Genomic DNA, 17,630 nt, shown 5'->3' with positions numbered 1-17,630 from the left:
CGACGTCGGCGGTGGTAGGTTGGTCGGGTAACTGAGCGTCGTTGCCGGTATGGCGGCAGTAGGCCCTTAGATGCGCCTCCGTGGGGCTACGGTCCCCGGTTTCGATCTTTGTACACCACCGACTCATGCCAACCCGCAAGAGAGGCAAGCTGACGGCCGGAGAGCCCAGCATCACGACGAAGCCCTCGGAGAGTTGCCCCAAGGGCTTGTCGCGCTTCATGAACGGAGTTGGTCACCGCTCGACGTACTCCGCATAAGGGATAGCCAGCTTCCAGAGCCGCCCCCGTACCTCTTGGCAGTACGTCACGATTCCGGGGTCTGTGGTCACTGCCAGACCGGCCGGTACCCCGGCCGGATCGGTAAGGTTGTAAACAACCCTCTCGCCATCCATCAACCACCAGTCGTCTGGTGGCACCGTTCCCGCGATATTTCTCGGCACATAACGGATGTCGTCCCCAGCTTCCACGTTGTACCCGGTGACCGACAACAACCATCGCTGATAGTCCGACAGTGGTTCGGTGACCACCCGAACACGGGTCACCGATACGCCCCGGCCAGTGGTTTCCAGCATGAGGTCCTGCCACGGCGTCCGGGTGTACGGGGCTGGTTCGCCAGCGAGGAACGCACGTATGCGGGTGTCCTCGTCGGCTACGTGGTATTCGTCCCGCACTTCGAGATGGAACGCGTCCCGTTTCAGCTCACGGAACAGATTCGGCCACAGGTCCGGTACATCGTTGGGCCGCAGCAGCATTGCCGTAGAACGTCCTTCCTAGCTTCGGGACCTCGATAGCAGTTTCGTCCTCCGCCAAGGTCGACATGCCCAACACATCCGGCTCGGTGATCGGCCGACCGGATACGGTGAAGGTACCCCGGCCGGTGTCGGTCATAGTGGAGCCGATGAACGTATCCGGCTCGGAGAACCAGGTCAGAAGGTGCGGAATCTCCACCGTCCCCGGTTGGATTGTTTCCCACCCCTGGACGCGAATGCGCCCTTCACGGTAATCGTGAAGGGCGCATTCGCTCCGCGTCGTCGCGCGGCCGGGTCACAGCCCCAGCGGCCCGGCTGCGCGGCGCGCCTACCCTCCGCCGGACCTGGACCGGGTATTGCCCGGCGCCGTCCGTCCGGCGGCGAATCTCAGGAGGCGGGGATGTACCGTTCCCGCAGCTTGCGCTTGTAGAGCTTGCCGTTGGGGTCGCGCGGCAGTTCGGGCAGGTAGTCGATCGATTTCGGCATCTTGTACTTCGCCAATTGGGTGGCGGCGAAAGCGAGCAGTTCCTCGGTGAGCGCGTCGTCGCCGTCGATCCCGTCGGCGGGCTGTACGACGGCCTTCACTTCCTGGCCCCAATCCGGATGCGGGATGCCGAAGACCGCCACGTCGGCGACCTTGGGGTGGGTGATCAGGACGTTCTCGACCTCCGCCGGGTAGATGTTCACACCGCCGGACAGGATCAGGTCCGAGCGCCGGTCGTGCAGGTAGAGATAGCCGTCCTCGTCGAGGTGGCCGATGTCGCCGACGGTGAACAGGTCGCCGACGCGCGAGTCCTCGGTCTTGGCCTTGTCGTGGTGGTACTCGAAACTCGAAGCGCCCATGCGCATGTAGACCAGGCCGGGTTCGCCGACCGGCACCTCGGAGCCGTCCTCTTCGCTCAGCACCTTGATCACAGACCACGGCCACGCCTTGCCGACCGAGCCCGGTTTCCGCAGCCACTCGGTGCCGTTGATCACCGTGCCGCCGCCCTCGGTGGCCGCGTAGTACTCGGTGACCGTCGGGCCCCACCACTCGAGCATCTGCCGCTTCGTCTCCTGCGGGCAGGGCGCGGCGCCGTGCACCATGCTGCGCAGCGAAGACACGTCGTACTTGGCGCGCACCTCCTCCGGCAACGCGAGCAGGCGGTGGAACTGGGTGGGCACCATGTGGCTGTGCGTCACCCGGTGCTTGTCGATCAGCCGCAGCATGTCCTCAGCGTCCCAGCGGTCCATCAAAACAAGCTTGTGGCCCAGCTGGATCGAGATGGTCGCGAAGTTCAGCACCGCCGTGTGGTACAGCGGCGAGCCGCAGATGTGCACGTGGTCGTCGTAGGGCGCGAGCTCGAACAGGCCGAAGAACGCGGTGGTGTGCGGTGGGACGACGTCGGGGTCCGCGCCGGTGAGCGGCCGCCGTACGCCCTTGGGCCGTCCGGTGGTTCCGGAGGTGTAGAGCATGGGCGCGCCGGTGCTGCGGTCGGACGGACGGCCGGTGTCGGCCGCGCCGAGCCAGGCCACCGACTTGAAGCCTTCGATCTCACCCACCGCGAAGCGCGCCGTCGCGGGCAGCCCGGCCTCGTCGGCGGCGGCTTTGGCGGCGGCGGCGAAACGATCGCTGGCGATGAACGCCTTCGCCTCGCTGTCGGCCAGGATGTAGGCGACCTCCGGACCGGTGAGATGCCAGTTCACCGCGACGATGTACAACCCCGACTGGTAGGCCGCGAAATACGCCGCGATGGCCTCCACGCAGTTGTGCACCATGCTCACCAGCACGTCACCGGTGTTCAAGCCGAGCCCGCGCAGGCCGGTGGCGTAACGATTGGCGAGCGTGGCCAATTCGCGATACGTCACCTCCCGGCCCCAGGGATCGACCATCGCGATGCGATCGGGTTCGGCTTCGGCGATGTTCCACAGACCGAGGATTTTTTCCGGTTCCTGCGCAGAGGGACGGTTAGGAGCCGACGGGGCGGATGAGGCAGTCACCCCATCGAATCTAGAACGTGTTCTACTGTTCGACAAGGGGTGCGAGCCGATGCAATTGCGCGACATCCGGAACCGACACCAGCATCATGGTCACGCCCGCGGCCTCCCAGACCCGCAGCTGCTTGCGGACGTGCTCCTCGTCGCCGATGATCGCGGTGTCCAGAATCAGCTCGTCCGGCACCGCCGCGGCGGCCTCCGCCTTCTTGCCCGACTGGAACAACTTGCCGATCTCGTCGACCTCCCGGTCGTAGCCCATCCGCCGGTACACCTGAGCGTGGAAATTCAGTTCCGGGGCGCCCATGCCGCCGATGTAGAGCGCCATGATCCAGCGCATCCGCTCCAGCTCGCTCGCCGGATCGTCGGTGATCACCACCTGGCAACTCGCGGCGATCTCGAAGTCGTCCCGGCTGCGCCGCGCGCCCGCCCGCGCGAAGCCCTCGTCGAGCCACTCGTCGTACATTCCGGCCAGCCGGGGCGCGTAGTAGATGGCCAGCCAGCCGTCGGCGATCTCGGCGGTGAGCGCCACGTTCTTCGGCCCCTCCGCACCCAGCCAGATCGGCAAATCCGCACGTAGCGGATGCACGATCGGCTTCAGCGGCTTACCGAGCCCGAGCGAGCCCGGCCCGGTGTAGGGCAGCGGGTAGTGCGGGCCGTCGCTGGTGACGGGCGCCTGCCGGGCCAGCACCTGACGCACGATTCCGACGTACTCGCGGGTGCGCTGCAACGGCTTGGCGAAGGGCTGGCCGTACCAGCCCTCCACCACCTGCGGACCCGAGACGCCCAGGCCGAGGATCGCGCGACCGCCGCTGAGGTGATCGAGGGTGAGCGCGTGCATGGCGGTCGCGGCCGGCGTCCGCGCCGACATCTGCACCACCGAGGTGCCCAGGCGCACCCGCCGCGTGGCGGAACCCCACCAGGTGAGCGGGCCGAACGCGTCCGACCCCCACGACTCGGCGGCGAAGACGGCGTCGAACCCGGCTTCCTCGGCCGCCACCACCAGCTCCCCCGCGTTCGCGGGCGGCTGGGCCATCCAGTACCCGAGTTGCAATCCGAACTTCACGCCGGACCCCTTTCCGATCAACTGCTTGCCACCAGAGTTAGAACCTGTTCTACTCGATATCGTGACTCAGGGGAATACTGCATCCACGGCAATCGCTGGTGGTAGCGGCACGGCATTGAACACGGACGCCGTGCCCGAGGTACTCAGCGCGCCCCTGCGGGTGCGTTTCGATTACACCCGCTCCGTCGGCTCCACCATCGGAACCTTCCTGACCGGATTGCGCGACCACAAGATCGTCGGCGTGCGCGGCTCGGACGGCCGGGTGATCGTGCCGCCGCCGGAATACGATCCGATCACCGCCGAACCGCTGACCGAATTCGTCGACCTCGCCGACACCGGCACCGTCGAGTCGTGGACCTGGGTGCGCGAGCCGCTGCCCGGCCAGCCTTTCGACCGCCCGTTCGCCTGGGCGCTGATCCGGTTGGACGGCGCGGACACCACGCTGCTGCACGCCGTCGACGTCGCCGCGCCAGAGGACATCCACAAAGGCCTGCGGGTGACCGCCCGCTGGGCCGAGCAGACCGAGGGCAGCATTCGCGACATCGTCTGCTTCGAGCCGGGCGAGAAGTCCTCCGCACCGGCGGAATCCGCTGCGGCCGACCCGGTAACCATGCTCGTCACGCCGGTCGATCTGTCCTACAAGCACACCGCCTCGCCGCAGGAGACCGTGTACCTGCGCGGGCTCGCCGAAGGCAAGCTGATCGGCGCGCGCACCGACGCCGTGGGCAAGGTGTACTTCCCGCCGCGCGGCGCCAATCCGACCGACGGCAGGCCGACCGACGAGTTCATCGTACTGTCCGATCACGGCACCGTGACCACCTTCTGCATCGTCAACGTGCCGTTCATGGGCCAGCGGATCAAGCCGCCGTACGTCGCGGCGTACGTGCTGCTGGACGGCGCGGACATCCCGGTGCTGCACCTGGTGCTCGGCTGCGACGCGAGCGAAGTGCGCATGGGCATGCGGGTGCAGGCGGTCTGGAAGCCGCGCGAGGAGTGGGGCTACGGCCTGGAGAACGTGGACCACTTCCGCCCCTCCGGCGAGCCGGACGCCGACTACGAGACCTACAAGCACCACCTCTGAGAGAGGCGCACGTTGACTGACAACGCCACCGATATCGCGGTCGTGGGTTTCGCCCACGCGCCGCACGTGCCGGAGACCTTCGGCACCACCAACGGTGTCGAGATGCTGGTGCCCTGCTTCCAGCAGCTCTACGACCGGCTCGGCATCACCAAGTCCGACATCGACTTCTGGTGCTCGGGCTCGTCCGATTACCTTGCCGGGCGGGCTTTCTCGTTCATCTCGGCGATCGACGCCATCGGCGCGGTGCCGCCGATCAACGAATCGCACGTGGAGATGGACGCCGCCTGGGCACTGTACGAGGCGTGGGTGAAACTGCGCTCGGGACAGGCGCAGACGGCGCTGGTGTACGGGTTCGGCAAGTCCTCCGCGGGCACGCTACGCCAGGTGCTCACCATGCAGCTGGACCCGTACGTGGTCGCGCCGCTGTGGCCGGACGCCTGGTCCATCGCGGGCCTGCAGGCGCGCGCCGGTCTGGACGCGGGCCGCTGGACCGAGCGGGACATGGCGGCCGTGGCCGCCGGCGCGTCCGGTGACGCCGACAGCCTGCTCGAACAGCCATACGTCGCCGATCCGCTGCGGGCCCACGACATCGCGCCGATCACCGACGGCGCCGCGGCGATCGTGCTCGCCGTGGGCGACCGCGCCCGCGAACTGTGCGAACGTCCCGCGTGGATCACGGGCATGGCGCACCGGATCGACACTCCCGTGCTCGGTGCGCGCGACCTCACCGTCTCGCCCTCGACGGCCGCCGCGGCCAAGGCCGTCACCGGCGGCGACGTGAGCGATTTCGACATCGCCGAGCTGCACGCGCCGTTCAGCCATCAGCAGCTGATCCTCGCCGAGGCGATCGGGCTGAAGAACGGCACGAAGGTGAATCCGTCCGGCGGCGCGCTCGCGGCCCACCCCATGTTCGCCGCGGGCCTGGAGCGCATCGGCTTCGCGGCCGAGGCGATCATCGCGGGCTCGGCGAATCGCGCGCTGGCCCACGCCACCAGCGGCCCCGCGCTCCAGCAGAACCTTGTGACCGTCTTGGAATCGGAGAACCGATGAGCTTGCCAGCTGCGGTGCTCGGCACCGGACAAACCCATCACGTGACGAAACGGACCGATGTGTCCATGGCGGGGATGTGCCGTGAGGCCATCGACCGGGCCCTCGCCGACGCCGGTCTCACCATCGCCGACATCGACGCGGTCGTGGTCGGCAAAGCGCCCGACGGATTCGAGGGCGTCATGATGCCTGAGCTGTTCATGGCGGACGCGCTCGGCGCCACCGGAAAGCCGCTGTTGCGGGTGCACACCGCCGGTTCGGTCGGCGGCTCCACCGGCATCGTCGCGACCAACCTGATCCAGGCGGGCGTGCACAAGCGCGTGCTCGCGGTGGCCTGGGAGAAGCAGTCGGAGTCGAACGCCATGTGGGCGCTGTCGATTCCGGTGCCGTTCACCATGCCGGTCGGCGCGGGCGCGGGCGGGTATTTCGCGCCGCACGTGCGCTCCTACATCCGGCGCTCGAACGCGCCGGGCCACATCGGCGCCATGGTCGCGGTGAAGGATCGCCGCAACGGCGCCAAGAACCCGCTGGCCCACCTCAAGCAGCCCGACATCACGCTGGAATCGGTGCTCGCCTCGCAGATGCTGTGGGACCCGATCCGCTTCGATGAGACCTGCCCCTCCTCCGACGGCGCGTGCGCGATCGTACTCGGCGACGCGGAGGCCGCCGAGGCGGTGGAAGCCACCGGCCGGAAGGTCGCCTGGGTGCACGGCACCGCGATGCGCACCGAGCCGACCACCTTCGCCGGCCGCGACCAGGTCAACCCGCAGGCGGGCCGGGACGCGGCCGCGGCGCTGTGGGAGGCGGCGGGCATCACCAACCCGCTGGAGGAGATCGACGTGGCCGAGATCTACGTCCCGTTCTCCTGGTTCGAACCGATGTGGCTGGAGAACCTCGGCTTCGTGCCGCAGGGCGACGGGTGGAAGCTCACCGACAAGGGCGAGACCGAGATCGGCGGGACTCTTCCGGTCAATCCGTCCGGCGGCGTGCTGTCGTCCAACCCGATCGGCGCCTCCGGGCTGATCCGGTTCGCCGAGGCCGCCAAGCAGGTCATGCAGCGGGCCGGGGACTATCAGGTCGAGGGCGCGCGCAAGGCGCTGGGTCACGCGTACGGCGGCGGTTCGCAGTACTTCTCGATGTGGGTGGTCGGATCGGAGCGGCGGTGACCCCGCTGCGGTTCACCGTCGGCATCGCGCTGAGTCCGCTGGACCAGCTGACGGAGCTCGCGACAACCGCCGAGGAGTGCGGTTTTTCGTCCATCGCGCTGCCCGACTCGCTGTTCTACATGAAGTCGGCGGCGGCGAAGTACCCGTACACCGCCGATGGCAGCCGGTTCTGGGGACCGGACACCCCGTGGGTCGACCCGCTCATCGGCGCGACCGCCATGGCCGCCGTCACCAGCCGCATCCGCTTCTACACGAACGTGCTGAAGCTGGGTTCGCGAAACCCGCTGCTGCTGGCCCGGCAGGTCGGCTCGGTGGCCAACCTGTCGGGTAACCGCTTCGGATTCGGCGTCGGCATCGGCTGGGCGCCTGAGGAGTTCGAGTGGTGCGGCGTGCCGTTCGCGCGCCGCGGCGCCCGGGTGGACGAGATGATCGAGGTCATCAAGCTGGTGCTGGCGGGAGGCATGGTCGAGTACCACGGCGAGTTCTTCGACTTCGATCCGCTGCAGATCAGCCCGGCGCCCACCGAGCCGGTGCCGTTCTACATCGGCGGGCACACCGACGCGGCGCTGCGCCGCGCCGCGCGGGTGGGCGACGGCTGGACCTCGGCCATGATGACCTACGACGAACTGCGGCGCACCATCGGCAAGCTCGACGCGCTGCGCGCCGAGTACGGCCGGACCGACGAGCCGTTCGAGATCCAGGCGGTGTGCGTCGATAGGTTCGGCCGGTCCGGCTATCAGGACCTCGCCGACGCCGGCGTCACCGACGCGATCGTGGTGCCCTGGCTGGCCGACGGCATCGGATTCGACGGCGACCTGGCCGCCAAGCAGGACTCGCTGCGCAAGTTCGCGCGGCAATACATCACCGAACCCGTCCTCGCAGCGCGATGAGGACGACTCACCGGCCAAGGGAGGCCGTATGACCACCACCGAGCATCCGGCCCGGGCCGCGGGCCTCGCTTCGCAGGCCGCCGTGCGAGCGCGGGACAAGCAGGCGTGGGTCGCGCTGTTCGCCGAGGACGGCATCGTGGAGGACCCCATCGGCCCGTCCGGCTTCGATCCGGAGGGCAAAGGCCACCGCGGCACGGAGGCCATCGCCGCGTTCTGGGACAAGGCGATCGCGAAGACGGATCTGATCGAGTTCCTGTTCGGCGACTCGTTCGCCTGCGGCAACGAAGTCGCCTTCACCGGCACGATCCGCAGCACCATCGGCGGCCACCGGATAGACGCCGACGGGGTGTTCACCTACCGGGTGAACGACGACGGCAAGATCGCCGCGCTGCGCGCGTTCTGGGAGGTCGATCGCGCCATGAAGACCGCGCGGCCGATCGACTGACACGGCGGACATGGAAAAGGGCCCTCGCACTGCGGTGCGAGGGCCCTTTTCGTGTCTCAGTGCGCGACCGGGCAGGTCTTGTAGTCGACGGGGAACTCCTTGATCCCGTTCAGCCACCCCGACCGCAGCCGCTTCGCGTCGGCGACCTTGGTGATGTCGGGCAGGTGATCGGCGATGGCGTTGAAGATCAGGTCGATCTCCAGCCGGGCGAGGTTCGCCCCGATGCAGAAGTGCGCGCCGGTGCCGCCGAAGGCCAGGTGGGGGTTGTCCGTGCGCATGATGTCGAACTTCTCCGGGTGGTCGAAGACCTCCTCGTCGAAGTTGGCCGAGCGGTACAGCATGACCACCCGCTGGCCCTTCTTGATCTGCACGCCGCCGAGCTCGGTGTCCTCCAGCGCGGTGCGCTGGAACGAGGTGACCGGAGTGGCCCACCGGATGATCTCGTCGGCGGCCGTGGCGGGACGTTCCTTCTTGAACAACTCCCACTGGTCCGGGTTCTCCAGGAAGGCGATCATTCCGTGCGAGATGGCGTTGCGGGTGGTCTCGTTGCCCGCGACCGCGAGCATGATCACGAAGAAGCCGAACTCCTCCTCGGTGAGTTTGTCCCCGTCGACGTCCGCCTCGATCAGCGTGGTCACGATGTCGTCGGCCGGGCACTGCTTGCGCGCGGCGGCCATCTGGTAGGCGTAGCCGAGGATCTCCGCCGATGCCGCGACCGGGTCGGCCGTGCTCTCCGGGTCGTCGTAGCCGGTCATGTCGTTCGACCAGGTGAAGACCTTCATCCGGTCTTCCTGGGGGACGCCGATCAGCTCGGCGATGGCCTGCAGCGGCAGTTCGCACGCGATCTGGGTGACGAAGTCCCCCGATCCCGACTCCGCCGCCGCCTTCACGATCGATTCCGCGCGGGCCGACAGCTCCGCGCGCAGGCCGTTGATGGCGCGCGGCGTGAAGCCGCGGGAGATGATCTTGCGCAGCTTGGTGTGCTCGGGCGCGTCCATGTTCAGCAGGACGATCCGCTGCAGCTCGATCTGCTCCCGGGCGATGTCGTCGTTGAACCGCGGGATGGCAGTGTTCTCGTAGCTGGAGAACACGTCGCTGCGCCGCGAGACCTCCTTGACGTCGGCGTGCTTGCTCACCACCCAGAAGCCGTCGTCGTGGAAGCCGCTGACCTCCGGGGGCTGCGGATTCCACCAGATCGGCGCGGTCCGGCGCAGTTCGGCGAACTCCTCGACCGGAACACGCTCGGCGTAGATGTCCGGGTCCGTGACGTCGAACCCGTCCGGAAGATTCGGCCGGGCATTCCGAGTGTCTACCACCAGATGTCTCCTTCGACAAACTGAAACACGTTCTATAATCATTGAAGCACAGGAGCGAGAACGAGGAAAGAAACAGGATAGATCCGCCCCTGGCAAGTGCTATGAACGCGTTTCAATTTTCTGTCCCATAAGGAAAGGTTGGACATGGGCACACCCGTGATCGTCGAGGCCGCACGGACCCCGATCGGCAAGCGCGGCGGCTGGCTGTCGGGCCTGCACGCGGCCGAACTGCTCGGCGCGGCCCAGCGCGGACTGCTCGAGCGCGCACATCTGGACCCCGCGCAGGTCGAACAGGTCATCGGCGGCTGCGTCACCCAGGCGGGCGAGCAGTCCAACAACGTCACCCGGGTCGCCTGGCTGCACGCGGGACTGCCCTGGCAGGTCGGCGCCACCACGATCGACACCCAGTGCGGATCGGCCCAGCAGGCCAACCACCTCATCGCGGGCCTGATCGCGGCCGGCGCCATCGACATCGGCATGGCCTGCGGCGTGGAGGCGATGAGCCGGGTCCCGCTGGGCGCCAACGTCGGCGAGCACGCCGGACCGCGCAGGCCCGCGTCGTGGAACATCGATCTGCCCAATCAGTTCGAGGCAGCCGAGCGGATCGCCAAGCGGCGCGGCATCACTCGCGCGGACGTGGACGCGTTCGGCGCGCGTTCGCAGCGCCTGGCCGCGCAGGCATGGGCGGAAGGCCGGTTCGATCGCGAGGTGCTCACCGTCACCGCTCCAGCGGTCGACAAGGAAGGCAATCCCACCGGCGAAAAGCTCGACGTGTCACGGGATCAGGGCCTGCGCGAGACCACCGTCGAGGGCCTGGCGAAGCTGAAGCCGGTGCTGGAAGGCGGCGTGCACACCGCCGGGTCGTCCTCGCAGATCTCCGATGGCGCCGCCGCGGTGCTGCTGATGGACGAAAAGGCCGCCGAGCGCGCCGGTTTGCGGCCGCGAGCGCGGATCGTCACCCAAGCGGTGGTCGGCGCGGAGCCGGAGTTCCACCTCGACGGCCCGGTGCAGGCGTGCACCAGGCTGCTGGAGCGGTCCGGCATGAATATCGGCGACATCGACCTTTTCGAGATCAATGAAGCGTTCGCGTCGGTCGCACTTTCGTGGGCTTCTGTACACGAGCCGGACATGGATCGGGTTAATGTCAACGGCGGCGCCATCGCGCTCGGGCACCCGGTCGGCTCCACTGGATCACGCCTCATCACAACGGCTTTGCACGAGCTGGAGCGCTCCGATCGCAGCACCGCAATGGTTCTCATGTGCGCCGGTGGCGCACTCGCGACAGGAACGATCATCGAACGTTTGTGACTTCAACCATTTCGTACGCGTTTGTTGAACGTTCATCCCCTAGGGGCGCAAACGTGTCGTACGCCACACAAACCCATGTACCGCCGAGTCCATGAGATGTCAGCTATCTTGCGGCTATCAAGACCCCTTGCGACGGGACCGCAGCGACGGGCCAGAACCGGTTCGTACCGCGGCTTCTCGAGAGGCCTTGGGGTGACCCGCAAACGCGACCGTCCCAGCCCCTTCGCCGCCTTCCGACCTAGAAGCTTCAAGGAAATCCGGAATCAGGCGTAGGTTTTCAGTTACTGAGCCGCTAATATCAATGATACGTATCCGAGATAACGACTGTTAGTACAGCGAAGGGAATTGGGCGGCTCACAATGGCTGATTTCGCGGCGCGGCTGAACAAGCTGTTCGAAACCGTGCATCCCCCGGGGCGTAAGCCGCACACCAACGCGGAGGTTGCGGCGGCGCTGACGGCCTCCGGACATCCGATCTCGAAACCGTACCTGTCGCAGTTGCGGTCGGGACAACGGACGAACCCGTCGGATGAGACGGTGGCCGCCCTGGCGAAGTTCTTCAAAGTCAAGCCGGACTACTTCTTCAACGACATCTATGCCGCCAAGATCGATCACGATCTGGAGCTGCTGTCCCAGCTGCAGGGCTACGGACTGCGACGGCTGTCGAGTAGAGCGTTCGACTTGTCCGAAGAATCACAGAACCTGCTCACGTCTATGGCGGAGAAGTTGCGGGCAAGCGAAGGATTGCCCGAAATTCCTCCGGACGGCACCGAATAGGTTCTCCTGCACGGCAGCACAGTGCGACCCACCGGGTCGCACTGTGCTGTGTTATGCGCGCGTAAGCGGGCGCAGCACACGACCGGTGTGCGATCTGCCCCGAGAAATTGGGGCACGGCCGCACGCCGGTTAGTGCTGCGGTCCGGGTGAGGTATGCACATAAGCGCATTCGGCGCGGCTCCGCCTGCTCTCTCTCGCGCCGAACGAGATTCCCGATCCAACCGGTCTGTCCGAATAGTCCGACCGAGTGCGCCTATTGCGCCGGATTGATCACCTTCGCGCGAAGTCGATCAATTTCGAGCGGGTGCGGTCTCGATCGTCTGATAGGCCCGCGCGACGGCCTGCACCCAACCGCGCGGACTAATGCCTTCGGGCGGAGCAATCCACCGCGCGTCCACCACGAACTCCCCCGCCGGGTCGCGCGCCCACCGCGCCACCCGGTCGGCCCGGGCGGCCACCGAGTCGGGTGGCGGCGCCAGCTCCGCCAGCACGAGTCCGCCGCCGGACTGCAGATACAGCGCATCGATGATCTGTGCCACCTGGTCGGAAGCCCTGAGCTGGGTGGAGAATCCGCCCTGCTCGTGCGCGACCACCTCGGGAAAACGACCGACCATGGTCCGGTGCAGGGCACGGATCCGATGCAACAACACCCGCGCGCGCACCCAGAGTTCCACCACGATCCACACCGCGCCGAGCGCGATGAGCAGGCTCGCGAGCTCCCAGACCGGCCAAGCCCAGGCCGGATCACCGGGCGCCACCCGGGGTGCGTGCTGGAACGCGCGCCCGATCCGGCCCGTGGCCAGCACCGCGGCCACCGCGGTGCCCGCGGTGTAGAGCGCGATGCCGCGGCCCAGCGCGGTCCAGTCCAGATTGCGCAGACCGGTGACGACGACGAACGCGCACCCCACGGCCACGACCACCCACCCGAAAGTGAACGACCAGGCCAGCGTCAGCACCATCGCGAACAGCCCGGCGCCGTAGAGGAACCAGGCGATCTGCCGCAGATTCCGCCGCGAGACCACCGGCCAGGCGGCCGAGGCGACCACCGAGGTGGCCGTCGCGAAAGCGATCCAGCTCGCGGTGACGACTCCGTCGGACAGCCAGCCCGCGTGCACGCCGCCCGGGACGATATTGTCCAACGCGACCGCGATCTCGGGCACCGCGACGGTGGCGGCGACCGCGACGGCGGCGACCGCGACGACGATGGCGACCCGCGCCGTGGTCGCCGGCTTGACCAGGACGCGCCCCACCCGAGCACCGGCGGCCATCCAGACCAGCAGAGCCGTCGACCACAGGGTCATCCGAGCGCCTCGTCGAATCGGAGGACCGAGACGCCCGCGCCCCGGCTGTTGAACACGCGCAGCCGGGTCATCAGCATCGCGGCGAACGTCTCGGCTTCCCACTCGGCGAGTTCGTCGGCGCCGTCGTCGACGATCTGCTGATGCGCGCGCCTGCTGAGCATGTAGGCGATCAGGTCGTCGCTCGCCGCCAGCGCCACTTCGGACGCGGGCGCGCCTTCGTGGTCGAAGACGATGTGGCCGAGTTCGTGGGCGAGGGTGTGTTCACGGCTCGGCAGCGTCTCCGCGAGCACGATCACGTCGCGGTCGGGATAGCGGCGACGCTGTCCGCAGACGCCGGGACCCAGTCGCGCACTGGCGATCTCGATCTCCCGGCGCCGCTCGGCCGCGATCGCGAGGACGACCTCGTCGAGGGTGGTCGCGTCGAAGTCGGCCGCCACCGCGCACACGGCGTCGACGGCGGCGGCGACCCGGCGATAGGACCGCGTGCTACCGCGGGTCCGGCTCTCGCTCATCGGCTGCCTCCTCACGGCCTCGGGAAGAACCGGGCCCGCGCCGCGTCGATCCTGGCCTGTGCGGCCGCCGCGCTCCGGAAGCTGATCACGCCGGAGCCCGCGCCCGCCAATCCAAGCGCGATCAGTCCTCCGATCAGGGACAACCATTCCGGCGCGGGAAGGACATCGGTGGAGCCGATCGGGTGAACCGCCGGGGACGCGGGCTGCCGCGCCTGCGGCGGTGCGGGCGCGGCGAGGTCGGGGGCAGGGGCGGCGAGCGGCGGAAACATCAAGGCGCCTATCGGAATAGGCGGGATTTCCGGTGCAGCGAGGCTGGGTGCGGGAGGAATCGTCACGAGTGGCAGCGCTGGGGAGGGCGGAGCGGTCGCCTGCGGGAGCGGAATCAACAACAGCAGCAATGGACTCGCGGACCCGACGGCCGCCGAACCCACCGCGGCGGAACCCGTTGCGGCCGAACCCGTTGCGGCGGAGCCGACGGCCGCGGACCCGATGCCTGCCGAGCCGACAGCGGCGGAGCCGGTGGCGCCCAACGCGGCGGAACCGGTACCCAACGCAGCCGAACCAGTCCCGCCCAGCACAGCGGACCCAGCACCCAACGCAGCCGAACCAGTCCCGCCCAGCACAGCGGACCCAGCACCCAACGCAGCCGAACCAGTCCCGCCCAGCACAGCGGACCCAGCACCCAACGCAGCCGAACCGGTACCCAACGCAGCCGAACCGGTACCCAACGCAGCGGAGCCGCTAGCGCCCACGGCGGCGGAGCCGGTACCGAGCGCGGCGGAACCGCTAGCGCCCAAGACAGTGGAGCCGGTGCCCGACGCGGCGGAGCCCGTTGCCGGTGCGGCCGAACCGGTACCCGAGACCGCCGAACCGGTACCGGCGGCAGCGGAGCCCACCGCCGCCGAACCGGCGCCGAGCGCGACCCCAGGACCGGCCGAGCCGGACCCGAGGACGAGCGCGAGGCCGGCGGAACCCGAGCCGAGCACCACGCCGAGTCCGGCCGAGCCCGACCCGAGCGGAACTCCCGCCCCGGTGGAGCCCGCGGCGGACGCAGTTGCCGCCGAACCCGCTGCGGCAGAATCGGTTCCGGCGGCGGGCTGGGCCGGGGGCGCGCTGGTCTCCGATTGCTGTCCGGGCACAGTCAGCGGATTCCAGGGATCGCCGCTGTCGTAGGGTGGCGGAGCAGGGTCCGCGACGCACGGGGGGCAGGGATGTCCCACGTCGGCGAAGGCGGGGCTGCCGAACAGCGCGGCACCCAGAACGGCGCCCGCTACCGCCGGCACACGGGATGCGCGACCTCCTGCCATGCGCCGAGCCTTCCCCTCATCAGTCGAAGCGCAGTTCTGTACCCGGTCGCCACTCTCACACGGGACTTTCCGAACGGATGGGTGCCCATACTAAACCCCGGTCCGCGAACGCGCCCTCGAAAGGGGCGGGGCCGGTCAGGCCCCGTACACCGGCTCCGGCGGAGTCGCTTTGGCGATCAGATCGGCCACGACGGGTCCGAGCTCGGCCGGATCCCAGCGGGCGCCGCGGTCCACGGCCACGCCGTGCCGCCAGCCGTCGGCCAGCGCCACCTTGCCGCCCTCGACCTCGAACACGCGCCCCGTCACCGCCGCCGACTGCGCGCTGCCCAACCACACGACCAGCGGGGACACGTTCTCCGGCGCCATCGCGTCGAAGCCGTTGTCCGGCTTGGCCATCATGTCCGCGAACACCGTCTCGGTCATCCTGGTGCGCGCGGACGGGGCGATCGCGTTCACCGTCACGCCGTAGCGGGCGAACTCGGCGGCGGCGGTCAGCGTCAGGCCCGCGATGCCCGCCTTGGCCGCGCCGTAATTGCTCTGGCCGACGCTGCCCTGCAGACCCGCGCCGGAGCTGGTGTTGATGATCCGGCCGTCGACCGGACGGCCCGCCTTGGCCTCACCGCGCCAGTACTCGATCGCGTGCCGCATGGTGGCGAAATGGCCCTTCAGGTGCACGCGGACCACCGCGTCCCACTCGTCCTCGCTCAGGTTGACCAACATGCGGTCGCGCACGAAGCCTGCGTTGTTGACCAGCACGTCCAGCTTGCCGAAGGTGTCGACGGCCTGCTGAACGAGCCTGCGGGCGCCTGCCCAGTCGGCGACGTCGTCGCCGTTGGCCACGGCTCGTCCGCCCAGCGCTTCGATCTCGGCCACCACCTGCGCGGCGGGCGTTTCCGCGGTGGCCGCGCCGTCCAGCGTCGAACCGATGTCGTTCACCACCACGTCGGCGCCCGCCGCGGCGAAGGCGAGGGCGTGCGCGCGGCCGATGCCCCGGCCCGCGCCGGTGACGATGACGACGCGCCCGGCGCAGATCTGCTCGGTGTCCATATGTGTCCTTCTTCGTGTCCGGTCTTGTTCAGGACTGCTGGTCGGCGTTGGCGGCGGCGAGGAAGGCGGGCCGTTCGCCGCCGCCGTGCACCAGGAGCGTCGCGCCGCTGACGTAGGCGGCCAGCGGCGAGGCGAGGAAGACGGCGCAGCGGCCGACGTCGTCGGGGCGGGCCATGCGGCCGAGCGGGATGGTTCGGCCCACCGCGTCCACACCGTCCTGATCGCCGTAGTGCATCCGGCTCAACTCGGTGTCGACCGGGCCGACCACCAGCGAGTTGACCCGCACCTTGGGCGCCCACTCGACGGCGAGCGAGCCGGTGAGGCTGTCCATGCCCGCCTTGGCCGCGCCGTAGGCCGCAGTGCCCGGCGACGGGCGATGTCCGCTCACGCTGGAGATGTTCACGATGCAGCCGCCGTCGTCCTGTCGCTGCATCACCGCGTTGGCGGCCTGCGCCAGCAGCAGCGGAGCGAGCAGGTTCAGCTCGACGATCTTGGCGTGGAAGTTCTTGCTCGCTTCGGCGGCGAGCGCGAAGGGCGCGCCGCCCGCGTTGTTGACCAGATGGTCGAGGCGGCCGTGGCGTTCGGTGATCGTCTCGACCAGCGCGTGCACCGCGTCGGCGTCCCGAACATCGCACGGCAGGTAGTCGATCGCGCGCCCGTCCACTTCGACGGGTGCGTCGGCCGGTCGCCGCGCACACGCCACGACGGTCGCGCCCGCGGCGAGAAACGCCTTGCTCACGCCCGCGCCGACACCGCGCACGCCGCCCGTCACCAGAACGACGCGCCCGGCCAGATCGATTTCGAGTGCCACCGTGCTAACCTACCAAGCAACTGCTTGCTTTGCCAATGCGCTGGTACACACGATGGGACTTGCCATGGGGATCAACCGCCATTCCGAAGCGACCGGGATCAGCGTGGTCACGGTCGACTATCCGCCGGTCAACGCCATCCCGACCGACGGCTGGTTCGCCATCGCCGACGAAGTGCGCGCGGCGGGACGCGACCCGGACACCAAGGTGGTGGTGCTGCGCGCGGAGAACCGCGGGTTCAACGCGGGCGTGGACATCAAGGAGATCCAGAGCAAGCCGGGCCACCAGGCGCTGATCGACGCCAATCACGGCTGTTTCGAGGCGTTCGCGGCGGTGTACGAGTGCCAGGTGCCGGTGATCGCCGTGGTCCAGGGCTTCTGCCTGGGCGGCGGCATCGGCCTGGTGGGCAACGCGGATGTCGTGATCGCCTCCGACGACGCCACCTTCGGGCTGCCCGAGGTCGACCGCGGCGCACTCGGCGCGGCTACCCACCTCGCACGCCTGGTGCCCCAGCACCTGATGCGCGCGCTGTTCTACACCGCGAGCACCATCACCGCGCAGCAGTTGCATCACTACGGCTCGGTCTACCAGGTGGTGCCGCGCGCCGAGCTGGACGCCGCCGCCCTGGAGCTGGCCAAGAACATCGCGGCCAAGGACGGCCGGGTGATCCGGGCGGCCAAGCGGGCCCTCAACGGCATCGACGTGCAGGACGTGCACCGCAGCTACCGGTACGAGCAGGGATTCACCTTCGAACTCAACCTCGCCGGCGTCGCCGACGAGATCCGCGCCCGGTTCGACGACGACCTCGCGGCGCGCAAGAGCGGGCAGTAGAGAGGA

General features: G+C 68.7%; 18 protein-coding genes. 8 read left to right on the top strand and 10 right to left on the bottom strand.

Annotated features, from left to right (window positions below; translation table 11 throughout):
* Positions 1 to 232: 232 nt before the first annotated feature.
* The 4 genes from QMG86_RS01095 to QMG86_RS01080 all read right to left on the bottom strand — a co-directional run bounded on the left by QMG86_RS01095 (position 233) and on the right by QMG86_RS01080 (position 3,788).
* Entirely contained in the window at positions 233 to 751 is a 519-nt protein-coding gene (locus QMG86_RS01095; RefSeq protein WP_281877127.1) for a DUF6879 family protein, read from the bottom strand.
* On the bottom strand, positions 699 to 947 hold the full coding sequence (locus QMG86_RS01090; protein WP_281877125.1) for a hypothetical protein: 249 nt from the start codon (positions 945 to 947) through the stop codon (positions 699 to 701). Before QMG86_RS01090 ends, QMG86_RS01095 begins: the two co-directional genes overlap by 53 nt.
* Positions 948 to 1,135: 188 nt before the next feature.
* Positions 1,136 to 2,620, bottom strand: a complete 1,485-nt coding sequence (locus tag QMG86_RS01085) for an acyl-CoA synthetase (protein WP_281880715.1) — start codon at positions 2,618 to 2,620, stop codon at positions 1,136 to 1,138.
* 130 nt (positions 2,621 to 2,750) lie between these two features.
* Complete coding sequence (locus QMG86_RS01080; protein ID WP_281877124.1) at positions 2,751 to 3,788, bottom strand: LLM class F420-dependent oxidoreductase; 1,038 nt, start codon at positions 3,786 to 3,788, stop codon at positions 2,751 to 2,753.
* Between the two features lie 115 nt (positions 3,789 to 3,903).
* Between QMG86_RS01080 and QMG86_RS01075 the strand changes: the two genes are divergently transcribed.
* Genes QMG86_RS01075 through QMG86_RS01055 form a run of 5 tightly spaced genes read left to right on the top strand, consistent with a single transcriptional unit; the run spans position 3,904 to position 8,417 of the window.
* On the top strand, positions 3,904 to 4,869 hold the full coding sequence (locus QMG86_RS01075) for a Zn-ribbon domain-containing OB-fold protein (RefSeq protein ID WP_281877123.1): 966 nt from the start codon (positions 3,904 to 3,906) through the stop codon (positions 4,867 to 4,869).
* A 12-nt stretch (positions 4,870 to 4,881) separates the two neighbouring features.
* Positions 4,882 to 5,919: a thiolase family protein gene (locus QMG86_RS01070; protein WP_281877122.1), complete on the top strand. Its 1,038-nt coding sequence runs from the start codon at positions 4,882 to 4,884 to the stop codon at positions 5,917 to 5,919.
* Positions 5,916 to 7,082 (top strand): thiolase family protein, encoded by a 1,167-nt coding sequence (locus tag QMG86_RS01065; RefSeq protein ID WP_159842102.1) that lies wholly within the window; start codon positions 5,916 to 5,918, stop codon positions 7,080 to 7,082. The genes QMG86_RS01070 and QMG86_RS01065 overlap by 4 nt, the downstream gene beginning before the upstream one ends.
* Before the next feature lie 5 nt (positions 7,083 to 7,087).
* A complete protein-coding gene (locus QMG86_RS01060) occupies positions 7,088 to 7,972 on the top strand; it encodes a TIGR03619 family F420-dependent LLM class oxidoreductase (protein WP_281880713.1) in 885 nt (294 codons plus the stop codon).
* A gap of 28 nt (positions 7,973 to 8,000) precedes the next feature.
* Complete coding sequence (locus tag QMG86_RS01055; protein ID WP_281877119.1) at positions 8,001 to 8,417, top strand: nuclear transport factor 2 family protein; 417 nt, start codon at positions 8,001 to 8,003, stop codon at positions 8,415 to 8,417.
* Positions 8,418 to 8,473: 56 nt separating this feature from the next.
* Here the strand turns inward: QMG86_RS01055 and QMG86_RS01050 are convergent, their stop codons facing one another.
* Positions 8,474 to 9,775: a cytochrome P450 gene (locus tag QMG86_RS01050; protein ID WP_281877117.1), complete on the bottom strand. Its 1,302-nt coding sequence runs from the start codon at positions 9,773 to 9,775 to the stop codon at positions 8,474 to 8,476.
* 102 nt (positions 9,776 to 9,877) lie between these two features.
* Here QMG86_RS01050 and QMG86_RS01045 point away from each other — a divergent pair, with 102 nt between their 5' ends.
* On the top strand, positions 9,878 to 11,041 hold the full coding sequence (locus QMG86_RS01045) for a steroid 3-ketoacyl-CoA thiolase (protein ID WP_281877116.1): 1,164 nt from the start codon (positions 9,878 to 9,880) through the stop codon (positions 11,039 to 11,041).
* A gap of 359 nt (positions 11,042 to 11,400) precedes the next feature.
* Entirely contained in the window at positions 11,401 to 11,817 is a 417-nt protein-coding gene (locus tag QMG86_RS01040; protein WP_011207048.1) for a helix-turn-helix domain-containing protein, read from the top strand.
* A 290-nt stretch (positions 11,818 to 12,107) separates the two neighbouring features.
* Here QMG86_RS01040 and QMG86_RS01035 read toward each other — a convergent pair whose 3' ends face one another.
* The 5 genes from QMG86_RS01035 to QMG86_RS01015 all read right to left on the bottom strand — a co-directional run bounded on the left by QMG86_RS01035 (position 12,108) and on the right by QMG86_RS01015 (position 16,795).
* A complete protein-coding gene (locus QMG86_RS01035; protein WP_281877115.1) occupies positions 12,108 to 13,118 on the bottom strand; it encodes a hypothetical protein in 1,011 nt (336 codons plus the stop codon).
* On the bottom strand, positions 13,115 to 13,630 hold the full coding sequence (locus QMG86_RS01030; protein ID WP_281877114.1) for an ImmA/IrrE family metallo-endopeptidase: 516 nt from the start codon (positions 13,628 to 13,630) through the stop codon (positions 13,115 to 13,117). Before QMG86_RS01030 ends, QMG86_RS01035 begins: the two co-directional genes overlap by 4 nt.
* A gap of 11 nt (positions 13,631 to 13,641) precedes the next feature.
* The gene (locus QMG86_RS01025; RefSeq protein WP_281877113.1) at positions 13,642 to 13,899 is read right to left on the bottom strand and encodes a hypothetical protein; all 258 of its coding nucleotides are present in this window, start codon (positions 13,897 to 13,899) and stop codon (positions 13,642 to 13,644) included.
* Between the two features lie 1,173 nt (positions 13,900 to 15,072).
* Positions 15,073 to 15,984 (bottom strand): SDR family oxidoreductase, encoded by a 912-nt coding sequence (locus tag QMG86_RS01020; RefSeq protein ID WP_281877112.1) that lies wholly within the window; start codon positions 15,982 to 15,984, stop codon positions 15,073 to 15,075.
* Between the two features lie 28 nt (positions 15,985 to 16,012).
* Positions 16,013 to 16,795 carry an SDR family oxidoreductase gene (locus tag QMG86_RS01015; protein WP_281877111.1) on the bottom strand — a complete coding sequence of 261 codons (783 nt, stop codon included), beginning with the start codon at positions 16,793 to 16,795 and terminating at the stop codon, positions 16,013 to 16,015.
* 64 nt (positions 16,796 to 16,859) lie between these two features.
* Here QMG86_RS01015 and QMG86_RS01010 point away from each other — a divergent pair, with 64 nt between their 5' ends.
* Positions 16,860 to 17,624: an enoyl-CoA hydratase family protein gene (locus QMG86_RS01010; protein WP_159842084.1), complete on the top strand. Its 765-nt coding sequence runs from the start codon at positions 16,860 to 16,862 to the stop codon at positions 17,622 to 17,624.
* Positions 17,625 to 17,630: the final 6 nt, after the last annotated feature.

The sequence above is a fragment of the Nocardia sputorum genome (assembly GCF_027924405.1).
In the GTDB taxonomy this organism is placed as follows: Bacteria; Actinomycetota; Actinomycetes; order Mycobacteriales; family Mycobacteriaceae; genus Nocardia; species Nocardia sputorum.
This window is presented reverse-complemented; position numbering and strand designations above follow the sequence as displayed.